At 65.1% G+C, this 16,894-nt stretch carries 13 protein-coding genes and 2 pseudogenes; 10 read left to right on the top strand and 5 right to left on the bottom strand.

The window, feature by feature from the left end; translation table 11 throughout:
* Positions 1-44: 44 nt before the first annotated feature.
* Positions 45-1,400 (top strand): glutamine synthetase family protein, encoded by a 1,356-nt coding sequence (locus AC56QQ_RS25360; RefSeq protein ID WP_489860265.1) that lies wholly within the window; start codon positions 45-47, stop codon positions 1,398-1,400.
* A gap of 118 nt (positions 1,401-1,518) precedes the next feature.
* Here AC56QQ_RS25360 and AC56QQ_RS25365 read toward each other — a convergent pair whose 3' ends face one another.
* On the bottom strand, positions 1,519-2,208 hold the full coding sequence (locus AC56QQ_RS25365; protein ID WP_497123805.1) for an SDR family NAD(P)-dependent oxidoreductase: 690 nt from the start codon (positions 2,206-2,208) through the stop codon (positions 1,519-1,521).
* A 223-nt stretch (positions 2,209-2,431) separates the two neighbouring features.
* On the bottom strand, positions 2,432-3,292 hold the full coding sequence (locus tag AC56QQ_RS25370) for a MurR/RpiR family transcriptional regulator (RefSeq protein ID WP_091576618.1): 861 nt from the start codon (positions 3,290-3,292) through the stop codon (positions 2,432-2,434).
* A 191-nt stretch (positions 3,293-3,483) separates the two neighbouring features.
* Here AC56QQ_RS25370 and murA point away from each other — a divergent pair, with 191 nt between their 5' ends.
* The 9 genes and pseudogenes from murA (at position 3,484) to AC56QQ_RS25415 (ending at position 14,040) form a co-directional block, all read left to right on the top strand.
* Positions 3,484-4,740, top strand: coding sequence for a UDP-N-acetylglucosamine 1-carboxyvinyltransferase (gene murA / locus AC56QQ_RS25375; protein ID WP_497123806.1), 1,257 nt, complete (start codon positions 3,484-3,486; stop codon positions 4,738-4,740).
* The gene (locus AC56QQ_RS25380; protein WP_497123807.1) at positions 4,737-5,621 is read left to right on the top strand and encodes a glucosamine kinase nucleotide-binding domain-containing protein; all 885 of its coding nucleotides are present in this window, start codon (positions 4,737-4,739) and stop codon (positions 5,619-5,621) included. The genes murA and AC56QQ_RS25380 overlap by 4 nt, the downstream gene beginning before the upstream one ends.
* A gap of 179 nt (positions 5,622-5,800) precedes the next feature.
* Positions 5,801-6,727: an N-acetylmuramic acid 6-phosphate etherase gene (gene murQ, locus AC56QQ_RS25385; RefSeq protein ID WP_489860261.1), complete on the top strand. Its 927-nt coding sequence runs from the start codon at positions 5,801-5,803 to the stop codon at positions 6,725-6,727.
* Between the two features lie 123 nt (positions 6,728-6,850).
* Positions 6,851-8,368 carry an ABC transporter substrate-binding protein gene (locus AC56QQ_RS25390; protein WP_489860260.1) on the top strand — a complete coding sequence of 506 codons (1,518 nt, stop codon included), beginning with the start codon at positions 6,851-6,853 and terminating at the stop codon, positions 8,366-8,368.
* Between the two features lie 34 nt (positions 8,369-8,402).
* Positions 8,403-9,235: pseudogene (locus tag AC56QQ_RS25395) on the top strand (ABC transporter permease).
* Positions 9,235-10,074 carry an ABC transporter permease gene (locus tag AC56QQ_RS25400; protein WP_497123808.1) on the top strand — a complete coding sequence of 280 codons (840 nt, stop codon included), beginning with the start codon at positions 9,235-9,237 and terminating at the stop codon, positions 10,072-10,074. The pseudogene AC56QQ_RS25395 and the gene AC56QQ_RS25400 overlap by 1 nt, the downstream one beginning before the upstream one ends.
* Positions 10,071-11,819: an ABC transporter ATP-binding protein gene (locus AC56QQ_RS25405; RefSeq protein ID WP_497123809.1), complete on the top strand. Its 1,749-nt coding sequence runs from the start codon at positions 10,071-10,073 to the stop codon at positions 11,817-11,819. The genes AC56QQ_RS25400 and AC56QQ_RS25405 overlap by 4 nt, the downstream gene beginning before the upstream one ends.
* 37 nt (positions 11,820-11,856) lie before the next feature.
* Positions 11,857-12,861 (top strand): annotated as a pseudogene (locus tag AC56QQ_RS25410) (serine hydrolase domain-containing protein).
* A gap of 63 nt (positions 12,862-12,924) precedes the next feature.
* Positions 12,925-14,040 (top strand): anhydro-N-acetylmuramic acid kinase, encoded by a 1,116-nt coding sequence (locus tag AC56QQ_RS25415; protein WP_091576630.1) that lies wholly within the window; start codon positions 12,925-12,927, stop codon positions 14,038-14,040.
* Positions 14,041-14,102: 62 nt separating this feature from the next.
* Here the strand turns inward: AC56QQ_RS25415 and AC56QQ_RS25420 are convergent, their stop codons facing one another.
* The 3 genes from AC56QQ_RS25420 to AC56QQ_RS25430 form a co-directional block, all read right to left on the bottom strand.
* Positions 14,103-14,531, bottom strand: a complete 429-nt coding sequence (locus AC56QQ_RS25420) for a GNAT family N-acetyltransferase (protein ID WP_497123810.1) — start codon at positions 14,529-14,531, stop codon at positions 14,103-14,105.
* Positions 14,532-14,598: 67 nt separating this feature from the next.
* The gene (locus AC56QQ_RS25425; RefSeq protein ID WP_497123811.1) at positions 14,599-15,990 is read right to left on the bottom strand and encodes a sigma-54-dependent transcriptional regulator; all 1,392 of its coding nucleotides are present in this window, start codon (positions 15,988-15,990) and stop codon (positions 14,599-14,601) included.
* Positions 15,987-16,880: a sensor histidine kinase gene (locus AC56QQ_RS25430; protein ID WP_497123812.1), complete on the bottom strand. Its 894-nt coding sequence runs from the start codon at positions 16,878-16,880 to the stop codon at positions 15,987-15,989. Before AC56QQ_RS25430 ends, AC56QQ_RS25425 begins: the two co-directional genes overlap by 4 nt.
* Positions 16,881-16,894: the final 14 nt, after the last annotated feature.

A 16,894-nucleotide genomic window follows, 5' to 3' on the forward strand; every position in this document is an offset into this window, starting at 1 on the left:
TGCGGCCGATCAGGCCGCGGCACCAAAAAACCAGAGGTTGGAAATTGAGCGATGCAATTGCGGACGTTCTGAACTGGCTTGAAAGCAGAAGCGATATCCAGAGCCTGAGGGCGGCGGTGTGCGACCTCAACGGCGTCATGCGCGGCAAGCGCATCCCGGTCGAGCAGGCACGCAAGGCGCTGGAAGGCAAGCTGCGCATGCCCTATTCGCTGATCGGGCTCGACATCTGGGGCGAGGACATCGAAGGCAACACGCTGGTTTTTTCGACCGGCGATGCCGACGGACTTTGCCAATGGACCGGACGCGGCATTCTCCCGGTCGAATGGACGGCGCATCCGACGGCGCTTGTCCCACTCTGGCTCGCCGATGAAACCGGCGCCCCCTATCTCGGTGATCCCCGGCGGGCGCTGGCCCGCATCCTCGACCGCTACAAGGCGTTGGGCCTGACCCCGGTCGCGGCAACCGAACTTGAATTCTATCTGGTCGATCCGCAGTCGCAGCGGCCGGTCGGGCCCGTCTCGCCGGTAACCGGGCGTCGTCTCGATTCCGATGCGGCGTTGTCCATCGACGAGATCGACGATTTCGAATCCTTCATCCATGACGTCTACGAAGCCTGCCGGGCACAAGGCATTCCCGTCGACACCGCCATTGCCGAAAATGGCGTCGGCCAGTTCGAGATCAATTTGAACCACGTCGCGGACGCCCTGCGGGCAGCCGACGATGCCGTCCTGTTCAAGCGCACGGTCAAGGGCATCGCCCGCAAGCACGGCTTCGCCGCCTGTTTCATGGCCAAACCCTATGGCGACCGCGCCGGCAATGGCTTTCACGTCCATTTCAGCCTGGTCGACGGCGAAGGTCGCAACGTCTTCGACGACGGCACCGATCAGGGCTCGGAGATCATGCGCCATGCGGTGGGTGGGCTGCTTGCGGCAATGGCCGAGAGCACGCTGGTGTTCGCACCGCATTTCAATTCATACCGCAGGCTTCGTCCAAGGTCCTACGCGCCGACCGCGGTCGCCTGGGGCTATGAGAACCGCATGGTCGCGATCCGCATTCCCGGCGGCCCGACCGGCGCACGCCGCATCGAGCATCGTGTGTCGGGGGCGGACGCCAATCCCTATCTCGTGCTTGCGGCCATATTGGGCGCCGCACTGATCGGCATTGAAAGACAGATGTCACCGGGCGATCCGGCCAGCAGCGATGGCCAAGGGCTTGTGCCGGCCAAGCTGCCGCCGGACTGGGCGTCCGCAATCGCCGCCTTCGAGAGCGGGCCGCATGTGGCGGAGATCTTCCCGGCGATCCTGCGCGACTCCTTCATCGCCTGCAAACGCCAGGAACTGAATACGTTCGCACTGAATGTCAGCGATTTCGAAATCGAGACCTATCTCGAAAGCGTCTAGCCCCGACCGAACGGTGCGGTGACGAGAATCGCAGCCCGGCCCTGGTCCAAAACTGCGACGCGTTTCCGCCATCACCGCGTCGCCGTTACTGCCCGCTAGAAGACAATCAGCTGGATTGTCAGAACGCCTCGACCCATGGCCTGAGTTCGACTTCGAAGCTCCAAGCGCTCCGGTGCTGACGATGGGCCGCGAGATAGGCCTCGGCGATCGCGTCCGGCGACAGGCGGCGGTCCGGCCGGTCGGGATCGGCTGCTTGTCCGGGCGGCTCGATCTGGCCGTCGATGATGAAATGCGCGACATGGATGTTTTGGGGACCCAGTTCGCGGGCCATGGATTGCGCCAGTCCGCGCAGGCCGAATTTCGGCATGGCAAAGCCGGCCGAGCCGGAATATCCCTTGAGGCTGGCGGTGGCACCGGTGAACAGGATCGATCCCGAGCCGCGCGCCAGAAGCCGCCGCGCCGCCTGCTGGCCGACCAGGAAGCCGCCATAAGCGCCGACCAGCAGCGCCTGCCTGACCGCATCGGGATCGAGCTCGGCGATCGGGCCGCGCGTGCGCCCGCTGGCGTTGAACACCGCAAGCGCCAGCGGACCGGCCTTGTCTGCGGTCTCGAACAGATTTGCGACGGAGGCTGGATCGGCGACGTCCGTCTCGACGGCCAGCGCGCCGGTTTCGTCGACCAGGGGGGCGAGTTTTTGGACATTGCGGGCGGCCAGGACCACACGAAAACCATCCTTGGTGAGAAGGCGTGCCAGCGAGGCGCTAAGGCCCTGCCCCGCGCCCGCTATCACTGCGACGTCGGATGCCATGATATCTTCCTCCTTGCGAACGAACGCGCTGCGTTTCGCAGCGTCGCGCCTTCGGCGACGAGAGGCAAGAAAAGCCTTGCTGGAATTTTGGCATCTGGCGGATGCGGATGCCAAAAGCTGCATGTGCAAGCTCGCGGACGACCAGCCGACCTGCGACCTCGGCGGGACAGATGGGGGTGGGAAGGATCGCTGCGGGTGGAGTTGGCCCGCATTGCCTGGCCATCTACGAGGCGCGATCCGCCTTCAGCACCGAGACCGCCGCCTCGCTGTTGTGGACATACTCGTTGGCGTCCGGCTGCTTCTGCACCAGCAGGATGAACAGCAGGTCGGTCAGCGTCAGCTGCGCGTCGCGCGCGGTGATGGAGGAAGAGCGCGCGCGCTCCTCGTCGGCGACGGTGTAGAGGCGGATGTCGGCAACGCGGCTCAGCGGATTGTCATGCAGGCCGGTGACGGCGATCACCGTCGTGCCGCGCTTGCGGGCAAGTTCGGCGATGCGCAAGGTTTCGATGCTGGCGCCGGAATAGGAGAGTGCGAACAGCACGTCGCCGGGCCCGAGCGTCGAGACATTGGCCATCTGGATGTGGCTGTCGCTGTCATGCAGCACGTTGCGGCCGAGCTTCATCAGCTTGTAGGAGAAATCGCGGGCCACCAGCGAGGAGGCGCCGACACCGACCAGATGGATGCGGCGCGCGCCATCCAGCAGTTCCAGCGTCCTGGAGATGATGCGCTCGCTGTTGGCGGCGACGGTCTGCTGCATCGACAGAAGCTTGCTGCCGATCAGCTTCTTCAGGATGACCTGGTAGTTGTCGCCGACCTCGATCGAGCCGTGGATGACGCCGGCCGGCACCTGCCATTCCTGCGCCTTGGCTTCGCTGACTGCAAGCTTGAGCTCCTGATAGCTGGCATAGCCAAGCTTCTGGCTGAACTTGACGACACTCGACTGGCTGCGCCCGATCTCGGCCGCGAGAGCAGCCGTCGATAGCCGCAGCATCTGGTCGGGATTGTCGACGATATACTGGCCGATCTCGCGATCGCCGGGCGCCATGCCGTCAAGCTTCGCATTGATCCTGTTCAAGACGGACACGGGAATCCCTCGCGTTTTTCAGGCCCGCAAGCCGCAGACGACCTGCCGGGTCAAGGAATAAATTATTCCAATTTCGATTGACAGCCAAGAACGCAGAATTAATTCTCGATCTGGACCGGGCCACCAACCGGGATTCGGAGCATTATCTCCGGAGCGTGACGCCGGCCCGGCTTTCATCAAGGTTTCAGCCCATGGACAGATTGCGGATCGTCGGCGGACAAAGGCTGGAAGGCGCGGTGACCATATCCGGCGCCAAGAACGCCGCGCTGCCGCAGATAGCGGCGGCGCTGCTCAGCCCCTACCCGCTCGAACTGACCAACCTGCCTGATGTGACGGACGTCGAAAACATGCTCGGCGTGATGCGGCTTCATGGCGCCGAGGTGACACGGTCGGCTCATGCCGCGACGATCGACACCAGCGCCGCCGTTTCCAAGGAGACGTCCTACGACACGGTGAGAAAGATGCGGGCGACGGTGCTCGTTCTGGCGCCGCTGCTCGCCCGTTTCGGTCAGGCGCGGGTCTCGCTGCCGGGCGGCTGCGCGATCGGCGCACGGCCGGTCGACATGCATGTCGCCGCACTCGCGGCACTGGGCGCCAGGATCGCCATCGAAAACGGTTCGATCGTCGCCTCGGCGCCGAACGGACTGACCGGCACGCGCATCGTTTTGAGCTCGCCGTCGGTCGGGGCAACGGAAACCGCGATGATGGCGGCGGCCACGGCAAAGGGCGAAACCGAAATCCTCAACGCGGCGCGCGAGCCTGAAGTGGCGGACCTCGCCGCTTGCCTCAACGCCATGGGCGCGCATATCGAGGGCGCCGGCACGCACCGCATCCTGATTGCCGGCAGGACGAATTGGCATGCGGCCAGGCATGACATCATTCCGGACCGGATCGAGGCCGGTACCTATGCCATCGCCGCGGCGATCACCGGTGGCCAGTTGGAGCTGACCCACGCCCGGCTCGAGCACATGGCCTCTGTCGTGCAATTGCTGGAGGCCACCGGCGTCAGCGTCTGGCCCGGCGACCGCGGGCTCATCGTGTCGCGCGACCGGCCGCTCAGGGCTGTCGACGTCACGACGGAACCCTACCCGGGGTTTCCGACCGACCTCCAGGCGCAGTTCATGGCGCTGATGTGTTGTGCCGAGGGCGCATCGCTGTTGCGCGAAACCATCTTCGAGAACCGCTTCATGCATGTCCCCGAACTGATGCGGCTCGGCGCCAACATCAAGCTGCAGGGCACCATGGCGCTGGTGCGTGGCGGCGAGAAACTGCACGGCGCGCAGGTGATGGCCACCGATCTGCGCGCTTCGGTATCGCTGGTGCTGGCGGCGCTGGTGTCCGAAGGCGAGACCATCATCAACCGCGTCTATCACCTCGACCGCGGCTATGAACAACTGGACCGCAAGCTCCGCCTGTGCGGCGCCGACATCGAGCGGCTGAGCGCATGAGCGGCGGCGCGGATCACTATTTTCTCGGTGTCGACGGTGGCGGCACAGGTTGCCGGGCCCGCATCGAGGATGCGGACGGAACCGTGCTGGGACAGGGCCTGTCGGGCCCGGCAACGACCCGGCTCGGCATCGACGCGGCCTGGGCCTCCATTGCGAAAGCTTCCGGCGCGGCGATCGAGGAGGCAGGCTTTGGCCCGGTGCAGAGCGCCGGGATCAGCGCCGGCATCGGTCTTGCCGGCATCGGCCGCAAGGGCGCGCTGGAGGCGTTGCGGGCGATAGCGCACCCGTTTGCCAGCATCGATTTCGTCAGCGACGGCGTCGGCGCCTGCCTTGGCGCGCATTCCGGCCAGGACGGCGCCATCGTCATTGCCGGTACCGGCTCGATCGGCCTGGGCTTCGTCGAGGGACGCGACCTGCGCGTCGGCGGCTACGGCTTTCCGATCTCCGACGAGGGCAGCGGCGCCGATCTTGGACTGAAGGCCGTGCAACTGGCGTTGCGCGCCCATGACGGCCGGCACGAGCCGACCGCGCTGCTGGCGGAGGTGATGCAGCGCTTCGAAAGCGACCCGATGGAAGCCGTCGCCTGGATGGACCGAGCCAGCGCCACCGACTATGCGGCCCTGGCGCCGATGGTGATGCGCCATGCCGACCAGGGCGATCCTGTCGGACGGCGCATCGTGCAAAGCGCGGCCGAGCAGATCGATACGCTGGTGAGGGTGCTGTTCGAAAAAGGCGCTCCGCGCGTGACCCTGCTGGGCGGATTGTCCAGCCCGCTCGAACCCTGGCTCTCTCCCGATGTCCGCCGCCGCCTGAAGCCCGCCGACGGCGACGCCGTGTCGGGAGCGATCATCCTTGCCAAGAAATCCCTGGTCGGGCGATAGCGCCTTGCCGTCACTAGGAATAATATATTCCATATTCCTGTTGACGATACGAATATTCAATTCTAAAAAGTTAACAAAAGAAAACAGGGCGGCAAGCATGGACCCACGGTCCGTGCGCAGCGGTGCCGGGACGAGCCATGCCCGCCGCCGGCTATGCCGCATGATTTTGAAAGCAAGCGATGACCGAGCAAGGGTTGATGTCTGAGCTGGACCGGCTGGTTTCCGAGGGCCGGAACCCAAGGACGATGGACATCGACCTGCTGCCGACCATCGACGTCCTGCGCAAGATCAATGACGAGGACAGAGCCGTCCCGACGGCTGTCGAGAAGGTTCTACCCGACATCGCTGCCGCGGTGGACCTTATCGTGCTTGCCTTCCAGAAAGGCGCCCGGCTTGTCTATATGGGCGCCGGCACCAGCGGCCGGCTTGGGGTGCTCGACGCTTCGGAATGCCCGCCCACCTTCGGCGTGCCGGAAGGCATGGTCGTCGGCCTGATCGCCGGTGGTCCCGACGCCCTGGTGCGGTCGACGGAAGGTGCCGAGGATGATCCGAAAAGGGGCGCCAAGGCATTGCAGGAGATCGGGCTCACCGCCGACGACGTCGTGGTCGGCATCGCGGTCAGCGGGCGCACGCCTTACGTCATCGGCGGATTGAATTATGCCAGGCAGGTGGGCGCAACGACGGTCGCCCTGTCCTGCAATCCGGCGTCGACCATTGCCGGTATCGCCGACATAGCCATCTCGCCGGTTGTCGGCCCGGAAGTGCTCACCGGCTCGACCCGGCTGAAGTCGGGAACCGCGCAGAAGCTGGTGCTCAACATGCTGACCACCGCCAGCATGATCCGCATCGGCAAGAGCTACCAGAACCTGATGGTGGATCTTAACCCGTCGAACAAGAAGCTGGTGGCCCGGGCGATCCGGATCGTCATGCAGACGACCGGCTGCGCGGCACAACAGGCAAAACAGGTGCTCGCCCAGACCGGCAATGACGTGAAACTGGCGATCCTGGTGACGATCACCGGCATGGGCGTCGAGGAGGCGCGCGCGGCTCTCGGCAAGGCCGGAGGCTTCCTGCGAAAGGCAATCAGCGACGTGACGGCGGCATGAGCCGCTTGGGACAAGACGGCGTCAAGCCGCATAGACTGGGCCGATACTCCAAAGCATCTGTGTCTTGGAAGCGGTCCGTGGAAACTGCAAGGCATCAAGTTCAAATCATAATGGGAGACGAAAATGGTAAGGCACCTCACAAGAACACTCCTGTCAGGCATCACGCTGGCGGCGATGCTCGGCATCGCGACGGTTTCGACGCAGGCGGCAACGCTGCACATGGCCTGGTCGCAGGACGCCACAGGACTTGACCCGCACAAGCAGACGGCGTTTTCGTCGCTGCGGCTGCTGGAACTGATCTATGAGCCGCTGGTGCGGGTCGACGCCAGCCTGCAGATCATCCCCGCCATCGCAACATCCTGGGAATTTTCGAAGGACGGCAAGGAGCTTACCTTCAAGCTCGATCCCAAGGCGAAATTCCAGGACGGCACTGCTGTAACCTCGGCCGACGTCAAGGCATCGTTCGAGCGCATTCTCGACGAGAAGACAGGCGCGGCCGCCCGCGCCAACTTCCTGTCGATCGCCAGCATCGACACGCCGGATGCGGCGACCGTCGTGTTTCATCTGTCGCAGCCCGACGTGCCGATCCTGACGGCGATGAGCGACGTCAATGCGGCCATCGTTCCGGCAAGCGAAATCAAGGCCGGTTCGATCGGCACCAAGGCGGTCGGCTCGGGTCCGTTCAAGCTCGACAAATGGGACCCCAACGCCAAGGAAGTCCTGAGCGCCAACAAGGATTGGGCCGGCGGCGCGACCGGCGTCGACGGCATCGAGATCAGCGTGCTGCCGGACGAAGCGGCGATCCTGGCGGCCATGCGCACCAAGCAGATCGATTTCGCGCTGCTCAACGACCCGCTCGTCGCCACGCTGGTGCCGAAGGAGGCCAGCCTGCAGCTGAACCGCGTGCCGGTCCTGTCCTATCACGTGCTGCAGCTCAATCCGTCGCGCAAGCCGATGACCGAGCTCAAGGTGCGCCAGGCGATCTCTTGCGCCATCGACCGGCAAGAGGTGCTAGACACCGCTTCGCTCGGCGAAGGCAAGGTCACCGGACCGCTGACCATTCCGGCTATGGCGACCGATCCGAGCCAGCTGTTCTGCTACAAGCGCGATGTCGACAAGGCCAAGAAGCTGATGGCCGAGGCCGGCTTTGCCGACGGCTTTTCGGCGACCGTGATCGGCGCCACCGGCGAGCCGCCGACGGCGGCGGCGGAAGCCCAGGTCATCCAGTCGCAGCTGGCTGAAATCGGCGTCAAGCTGGACATCAAGATGATGGAGCTCAACGTCTATGTCGACGCCTGGCTGAAGGGCGATTTCGACATGGCGATCGCCTTGAATGGCGGCCGGGCCGACCCCTACACCATGTACAACCGCTACTGGACTAAGGCGGGCAATCTGCAGAAGGTGGCGAATTACATCGACGACACGCTCGACAGCCTGATGCAGAAGGGCCGCGCCGAGACCGACCCGGCGAAACGCAAGGTGATCTTCGCCGAGTTCGAGAAACACCTCGCCGAGGTGTCACCTTGGGTCTGGCTCTATACATCCTACAGCTATACGGCCCAGCAGAAGAACATCGCGGGATTCGTGCCGACGCCGACCGGCACGCTGTTCAGCCTGAGCAAGGTTACCATTCAGCAGTAGCCGCCGCTGGCATTGGACGAGAGGACTTCTTCGCGTGAACTATCTGATGCGACGACTGGCGGCGTTTCCTCTCGTCCTGCTTGGCGTGTCCATCCTGGTCTTCGTTGCGATCCGGATGGTGCCGGGCGATTCGATCACGGCGATGCTGGGCACCGAGGCCGGGCTGCTGACACCAGCACAACGTGACTCGCTTGCCGCCTATTTCGGCATCGACCAGCCCTGGTTCGTCCAGTACTGGCGCTGGATAGGCGGCATCCTGCACGGCAACCTCGGCATTTCCGTCACCTATGGCAGGCCGACCTCGGCGTGCGCATCGTCGCCATGATCGGCCAGTCGACGCCGAGCTTCGTGCTTGGCCTGCTGATCATCTACACTCTGTCGGCCGGCTTCGGCGTGCTGCCGGCGATGGGCGAGTTCGCGCCGCTCTGGCAAGATCCCTTGCGCAATCTCAGCCAGCTGATCCTGCCTGCCATCACGCTCGGCTTTGCCTTCGCGGCTTCGGTCACCCGCATATCGCGCTCAGCCATGCTCGATGTGTTGAGCGACGACTATGTCCGCACCGCGCGCAGCAAGGGCGCCTCCGCGCGCAGCGTCATCTGGCGGCATGCCCTGCCCAATGCGCTGATCCCGGTCGTGACACTCAGCGGCATCGAATTCGGCTACCTGCTGGGTGGCGCCGTCATCGTCGAGCAGATCTACGCGCTGCCCGGCCTCGGCCGCATGGTGCTGGACGCGATCCAGCAGCGCGACTACGCGCTGGTGCAGGGAAGCGTGCTGTTCATCGCCCTCAACTTCATGATCGTCAATCTCCTGGTCGACCTCGCCTATGTCGCGCTGGATCCGCGCATCCGGCTGGGAGAGCAATGATGCGCATCCTGCGCGCCATCTTCGGACATGGCAGCGGCCGCATCGGCGGCGTCATCGTCGGCGTCTATCTGCTGATCGCCGTCCTCGGCATGCTGGGACTGACGCCGCACAATCCCATCACGCAATACCGGGTCGACCGGCTGCATGCGCCCAACGGCGCCTACTGGATGGGCACGGACCTGTTCGGCCGCGACGTGGCCAGCCGGCTGATGGCGGGCGTCGGCCAGTCGTTCACGGTTGCCTTCTTCTCGGTGGCCTTCGCGACCCTCGCCGGCACCGTGCTCGGGCTGGCCGCCGCCTGGCTCGGGCGCCGCTGGGACGGCGTCCTGATGCGGCTCATGGATGTACTGCTGGCCTTCCCGGCAATCCTTCTGGCACTGCTCATCGTCACCGTTGCCGGGCCGGGCACGTGGACCAGCGTCGTCGCCATCGGCATCGTCTACACGCCGATCTTCACCCGCGTGGTGCGCGGCCCTGCCCTTTCGCTCAAGGCGCGCGAATTCGTCGACGCCGCGCGCACCTTCGGCAGCAGTTCGAGCTACATCGTGACGCGGCACCTGCTGCTCAACCTGGTGGCGCCATTGACCGTACAGGTGACGCTGGCGCTGGCCTGGGCGCTGCTGACGGAAGCGGGCCTGAGTTTCCTGGGGCTGGGCACGCAGCCGCCCGCCGCCTCGCTCGGCCTGATGCTGAGCGACAGCCGCAACCTGATGGAGACAGCACCCTGGCTGATGATCTTTCCGGGCCTGGCGATCATGATCAGCATTCTCGGCTTCAACCTGCTGGGTGACGCCTTGCGCGATATCCTCGACCCGAAGATGCGGAGGGCACCGGCATGATCCCGCTGCTCTCCGTCCGCGACCTGCGCGTCGGCTTCGGCCGCGATCCGCAAGCCAATGAGGTGGTGCGCGGCGTCAGCTTCGATCTGGCCGACGGCGAAACGCTGGCGATCGTCGGCGAAAGCGGTTCCGGCAAGTCAGTCACCGCGCTGTCGATCAATCGTCTCATCGATTTCGGCGGCGGCCGCATCACCGGCGGCGCGATGAAGCTGAAACGGGCCGATGGCGGCATCTTCGACCTGATGACCGCCACCGAGCCACAACTGACCGGCATTCGCGGCGCCGAGATCGGCATGATCTTCCAGGAGCCGATGACCTCGCTCAATCCGGTGCTGACCATCGGCACGCAGATCGAGGAATCGTTCCGGCTGCACCGCGGCCTGACCGGCAGGCAGGCCACGGCGGCGGCGAAGGATGCGCTCGACCGCGTGCGCATTCCCGATGCCGCGCGGCGGCTGAAATACACGCCCAACCAGCTGTCAGGCGGCATGCTGCAGCGGGTGATGATCGCCATTGCGCTCGCCTGCAATCCGCGCCTGCTCATCGCCGACGAGCCGACGACGGCGCTCGACGTGACGGTGCAGGCGCAGATCATGGCGCTGCTTGCCGAGTTGAAGCGGGAAACCGGCATGTCGATGATCTTCATTACGCACGATATCGGCCTGGTTGCCGGTATCGCCGACAAGGTGATGGTGATGCAGAGCGGAAAGGCTGTCGAACAGGGCGAGTTGAATCAGATCCTCGACAATCCGCAGCATCCCTACACGCAGCACCTGCTGCATGCCGTGCCGCATTTCGCCAGCGGCCGCGCGACGCGCGTCGACGGACGGCGCGACAAGGGCGCAAGCACGGAACCAGCCTTGAAAGTCGATGGCCTGGTGGTGCGGTTTCCGCTCAAGAGCAGTTTCTTCAGCCGCGCCACGGGCGCGGTGCATGCCGTCGACGGCGTCGACTTCGACCTGATGCCAGGCGAGACGCTGGCCATCGTCGGTGAGAGCGGCTCGGGCAAATCGACCACCGCGCGCGCGGTGCTGGGGCTGGTGCGATCGACGCGCGGCAGCTTCACGGTCGGTGCGCGAAAGGCTTCGGCGGCGCAAAGCGCCCTGCCCGTTCAGATGGTGTTCCAGAACCCCTACGCCTCGCTCAACCCGAGGCTCACCATCGAAAGCATTCTGGCTGAGCCGGTGATCGCCACCGGCGGCCGCGTGGATGCCGGAACACGGGCGAGAATGGCGAGCCTGCTCGAACGCGTCGGCCTGCCAAGAAACAGCCTGGAACGCTACCCGCACGAATTCTCGGGCGGCCAGCGGCAAAGGCTGTGCATCGCGCGGGCGCTGATGCTCAACCCATCCGTCGTTGTTCTCGATGAAGCGGTTTCGGCGCTCGATGTGTCGGTGCAGGCCAAGGTGCTGGAGCTGCTGGTCGACCTGCAGCGCGAGTTCGGGCTGGCCTATCTCTTCATCTCGCACGATATGGCTGTCGTCGAGCGGATCGCCCACCGGATCGCCGTCATCTATGCCGGCCAGATCGTCGAAATCGGCGACGCGACCTCGGTGCTGTCGAAGCCGAAGCATTCCTATACGAACAAACTCATTGCAGCCGTTCCGACCATCGACCGTCGTCATGAGCATTTCGAGCTCGACACGCGCCAGGTTCCCTCGCTTGTACGCCCGCAGGGATTTGAGCCGGCTGCGGCCAGATGGGAGCAGTTTGGGCCGGACCATCGAGCGAGGGTGGAGGCGTGATGCTTGTCATCAGGGCATTTCCAGACGGAGGCGGGCATTGAGCAACCTCGCTCCGCTCCTCGATCGCGCGTTCCAACCGCTAGCAGCGGCGGTTGCCTCGGCGCGCATTCCCGGCGGCGTGCTCGGCATTGTGAACAAAAAGGGCGAACGCATCGTCAGGTCGATCGGCTCGGCCCAGCTGGTGCCGAAGTCGCGACCGATGCAGGACGAGACGTGGTTCGACCTCGGCGTCGCTGACCAAGGTCATCTTCACGACGCCGCGCATCCTGGCACTGGCCGAAGACGGCGTCATCGATCTCGACGCGCCCCTGATCTCGGTGCTGCCGGACCTTCGCCAGTATGATGCGGAGGCCTGGGAGCGGAAGGTGACGTTCCGCCAGTGCCTCGGCCACCAGACACCGTTTCCGGCCGTCGAGCCCATCTACACCTACGGGCGCGATCCCGAGCTGCTGCGCGCCTTCATCCTGCAGCGCGAATGGCGGGCACGGGAACCAGTCTACTCCCACATCAACTTCATACTGCTCGGCTTTGCACTTGAGCGGCTGTCCGCAAAGACCATCAGGGACATGGATCCCGGCCCTGGCTTTGCTTTCTCGGCGGAGCCGGATGCGTCGGCCGCCACCGAGGACTGCACCGGCGCCACCGCGTGCTGTCCGGCGAGGTCCACGACGACAATTGCTCGGCGCTGCAAGGCTCGGGGCACGCCGGCCTGTTTGGAACGGCCGCTTCCGTACTCGATTTCGCGCAAGGGCTGCTGGATGGCACGGGTGCATCCGAGCGTTCGATCGCACTGATGCGGACCCCCTTGTCCGCCACCCGCACCCATGGCTGGGAGCGTCCCTATGACGGCTGGTCCGGCGGGTCCTTGTGCAGTCCGGGAACCATCGGCCATACCGGCTTTACCGGCACCGGACTGTGGATCAACTTCGACAGAGGCAGGGCATGGACCTTGCTCACCAACCGGATCCATCCGACACGTCATTTCGACAGCGGAATCGTTTCGCTTCGGCAGGCGGTCGGCGATCTCGTCAACGGAGCATGATCCCCAAAGGTGGACCAGGTTTGGGATAGGATCATGCTCAAGGCAAAGAGGCAGAGCTCAACAATGAAACCAATCTGGGCCGTCGGCCTGATGACCGGCACCGTGCTTGACGGCAACATCGATGTCGCGCTGATCAAGACGGATGGCGAGCGGATCGACGATTTCGGCACCTACCGGCTGATGCCCTACCCGCAATCGATCCGCTCGCTGCTGGAAGAGACGCTGAAGGAGGCAAGGGCCTGGAATTTTGTCGGGCCGGAGCCGGTGATATTCCGCAAGGCGGAGGAAGCCCTGACGCGTGCCCAGTCGGCGGCGGTCAAGGAACTCGTCGAAGGCTACGGGATGACGATGGCCGATATCGGCGTCGTCGGCTTTCACGGCCAGACCGTGCTGCATCGCGCGCCACAGGTCGGCCGGCTTGGCCAGACCCGGCAGCTCGGTGACGGCGAACTGATGCATGCGATCCTCGGCACCAAGGTCGCCTACGATTTCCGCTCGGCCGACATGCGCGCCGGCGGGCAAGGCGCGCCATTGGCGGCCGCCTATCACACCGCGCTGATGCGCAGTGCCGGCGCCAGTGGCGAGGTGGCCGTTCTCAATCTCGGCGGCGTCGCCAACATCACCTGGTGGGATGGCGCCGACAATGTCATTGCCTTCGACACCGGCCCTGCCAACGCGCCGCTCAACGATTTCATCAAATCGAAAGGGCTCGGCGAAATGGACCGCGACGGCGCGCTTGGCCGCGCGGGAACGGTCGACGAGGCAAGGCTCGCCAAGCTGCTGCAGCACCCCTATCTGACCAAGCCCTATCCCAAATCGCTGGACCGTTTCGATTTTGGCGCCGCCATGGCGGACGGTTTGAACGCCGAGGATGGTGCGGCCCTGCTCACCGCCTTCACCGCCGCCGCGGTCGGCAAGGCACTCGACCTTCTGCCGCGTCGGCCCAGGAAACTGGTGGTCAGCGGTGGCGGCCGCCACAACCCGACGATGATGGCGATGCTGGCCAGCCGCGCCGGTGTCGAGGTGGTGCAGGCCGAGACCCTTGGCTGGAGCGGCGACGCGGTGGAGGCGGAGTGCTTTGCCTTCCTCGCGGTTCGCGTGCTGCGCGGCCTGCCTATCAGCTTCCCGAGCACGACCGGCGCGCCGCAGCCTATGCGCGGCGGAAAGCTCGCCGGATAGACTCTTGTCTTGACGCAATTTCCAAGGGGAAGCGCCTCACACTTTTGCTGGAATTGCCCTGATCAAGCCGGCGACAGTTTCTTCTGCAGGAAGATGCGGCTGCGGCCGATGGGGAAATCGGCAAGCGTTCCGAAGGTCTGATAACCCTGGCGCTGGTAGACCTTGGCCGCGTTTGGATTGAAGGTGTCGATCCAGGCGCCTTGGCAGCCGCGCGCCATGGCTTCCTGTTCGGCCGCGTCCAGCATCCTGCCGGCCATATGCTGGCCGCGCAGCCTTTCATCGACCCACAGCCATTGCACGTAAAGCCAGCCCCAGGCGGTGTAGCCCGAAATGCCAGCGACGACCGCGCCGTCGTCGTCACGCACGAACACCGCCAGGGCCTTCCTCTCGGAAGCGCCGACATCGCCGTCGTTGAACGCCGTCAGGCGCTCGCCGAGAAAGGCGAGTTCTTCCGGCAAGGGATCGGCGGTCGTTTCAAGTGTCGTGTTCATGGTTCTTTCCGACATGCGCTCAGGATACGAATGCAGCGTTACGAAGGGCGGCGCACTCGCGCAACTTCTATATCTGGCCTCGAACAGGTTGCGCATCCGCATCGCCGCCATTGCGAAATTCGGACGCGACAATGCCGTAGCGCTTGAGCTTGTCGTAGAACGTCTTGCGCGGCACGCCGAGCGCGTCGATGGCGCCGCGCACATCGCCGCCATGATCGCGCAACGCGTCGCGGATGAGTTGCGCCTCGTAGTGGCCAACCCGTTCGGGCAGTGTCGCCTCGGGCTTTGGCAAACGCGCGGGAGCCACTTTCGTCTCGTCGTCTGGGCCGAGACCGAGCGCGACGCGATCGGCGAAATGCGCGAGCTCGCGCACATTGCCCGGCCAGGCATGCGACTGGAGATGGTCGCTCACCGCTACGTTCACCTTGGCGACAGGCCGGCCGAAACGCTCCGCCGCCTTGCCGAGGAAATGCCCGAACAGCATCGGGATGTCGCCGCGCCGCTCGCGCAAGGGCGGGATGCGCAGCGTCACCACGTTGAGGCGAAAATAGAGATCCTCGCGAAAATCGCCGCGCTGGTCCGGCTGGCCGAGATCCACCTTCGTCGCCGCGACCACCCTGAGGTCGATGCGCCGGATCTCGTTCGAGCCAAGCGGCGTGAGGCTGCGCGTCTCGAGCACCCGCAGCAGCTTGACCTGGAGGGCCGGCGGCATGGATTCGATCTCGTCGAGGAAGAGCGTGCCGCCGCTGGCATGCTCTATGCGGCCGATGCGGCGCCGCTGCGCGCCGGTGAAGGCGCCTGCCTCGTGGCCGAACAGCTCGCTTTCGATGACGGTCTCCGGCAGCGCGCCGCAATTCAGCGCCACGAAGGGTTTCGCGCGCCTCCGCCCCCATCTGTGCAGGAGGTCCGCCACCACTTCCTTGCCGGTTCCCGTCTCCCCTTCCACCAGCACGTCGACATCCATGTCGGCGATCTGGCGCAAGGTCTCGCGCAGCCGTCGGATGGCGGGCGCCTCGCCGATCAGCGGCAGGCCGTCGGCGGCTAGCGCCGCGGCCTCGCGCAGCCGCCGGTTCTCCATCACCAGCCGCCGCTTCTCGCTCGCCCGTTTCAATGCCTCGACAAGGCGATCGCTGGCATAGGGCTTCGGGATGAAATCGTAGACGCCGTCCTTGAGCGCGGCCACGGCAAGATCGACATCGCCATGCCCGGTGACCAGGATCACCGGTATGTCGGGGTCGATCGCCTTGACGCGATCGAACAGCTGCAGCCCGTTCATGCCAGGCATGCGGATGTCGCTGACGACCACGCCCTCGAAATTCCTGTCGATGATGGCGAGCGCGCCCTCGGCTGCGTCGAGCGCGCTCACGCTGAAGCCGGCAAGCTCGAGCAATTGCGTGGTGGCGTGAAGTAGGTCCGCATCGTCGTCGACGAGCGCCACCAACCCTGATCCCTGCGTCATTCAATTCGCCTCAAATCGATGGTGAAGGACGCGCCACTGACGACGTCGGGATCGAGCCGCAGCGTGCCGCCCAGTTCCTGGGCGATCTCCTGCGAGATCACCAGCCCGAGGCCAAGCCCCTTCTCCTTGGTGGTCTGGAACGGCATGAACAAATTGCCGGCCGCTTCCGGACCGAGGCCGGGGCCATTGTCCCGCACCGAAATCAGCACCCGGTCGTCGCGCTCGGCAATTTCGATCTCGATGCGAGGATGGGGCTGGTCCTTCATGGCGTCCAGCGCGTTCTGCAACAGGTTGACGAGGATCTGCTCGAGCCGGATGCGGCTCGCCATGACTGTCGGCGACGCGTTGCCGCGCGGCTTGACGATGGTCACGCCGGAATCGCGGATGCGGCCGGACAGAAGCGACAGCGCGCCGTCGATCGCCTCGCGCACTGGCAGTGGCGAGGCGGCAACGCCGGGCCGGCGGGCGAAGGTGCGCAAGGTGCTGGTGATCGCGCCGATGCGTTCGGTCATCGAAACGATCGATGTCAGATTGCCGCTGACTGGTTCGGTCCTGCCGTCGGCGAGAAAGCGGCCGGCATTCTCGGCATAAGTGCGGATCGCGGCGACCGGCTGGTTGATCTCATGCGCCACGCCTGCCGCGATCTGCCCGAGAATGGAAAGCCGGTTGGCCTGGGCGAGATCGTCACGTAGCCGGCGGACCTTGGCTTCGGCATTCTCACGCTCGGCGATTTCGCCGGCAAGGGCGGTATTGGAGCGCGTCAGCTCGGCCGTTCGCGTGCTGACCCGGCTCTCCAGTTCGACATTCATGCGCGCCAGCGCCTCCTGCCTCAGCCGGCGCGCGCGCTGGCGTCGGGTGAGCACGAAGGCCAGCAAGCCGGTGAGCAACAACCCGAGCAGCGTGG

This window comes from Mesorhizobium sp. RCAM 05099 (genome assembly GCF_059683685.1).

Coding starts and splice junctions, on each gene's coding strand:
- AC56QQ_RS25390 (WP_489860260.1), top strand. CDS start 6,851: ATGGTAAGGCACCTCACAAGAACACTCCTGTCAGGCATCACGCTGGCG.
- AC56QQ_RS25380 (WP_497123807.1), top strand. CDS start 4,737: ATGAGCGGCGGCGCGGATCACTATTTTCTCGGTGTCGACGGTGGCGGC.
- murA (WP_497123806.1), top strand. CDS start 3,484: ATGGACAGATTGCGGATCGTCGGCGGACAAAGGCTGGAAGGCGCGGTG.
- AC56QQ_RS25420 (WP_497123810.1), bottom strand. CDS start 14,531: ATGAACACGACACTTGAAACGACCGCCGATCCCTTGCCGGAAGAACTC.
- AC56QQ_RS25425 (WP_497123811.1), bottom strand. CDS start 15,990: ATGACGCAGGGATCAGGGTTGGTGGCGCTCGTCGACGACGATGCGGAC.
- AC56QQ_RS25415 (WP_091576630.1), top strand. CDS start 12,925: ATGAAACCAATCTGGGCCGTCGGCCTGATGACCGGCACCGTGCTTGAC.
- AC56QQ_RS25365 (WP_497123805.1), bottom strand. CDS start 2,208: ATGGCATCCGACGTCGCAGTGATAGCGGGCGCGGGGCAGGGCCTTAGC.
- AC56QQ_RS25400 (WP_497123808.1), top strand. CDS start 9,235: ATGCGCATCCTGCGCGCCATCTTCGGACATGGCAGCGGCCGCATCGGC.
- murQ (WP_489860261.1), top strand. CDS start 5,801: ATGACCGAGCAAGGGTTGATGTCTGAGCTGGACCGGCTGGTTTCCGAG.
- AC56QQ_RS25405 (WP_497123809.1), top strand. CDS start 10,071: ATGATCCCGCTGCTCTCCGTCCGCGACCTGCGCGTCGGCTTCGGCCGC.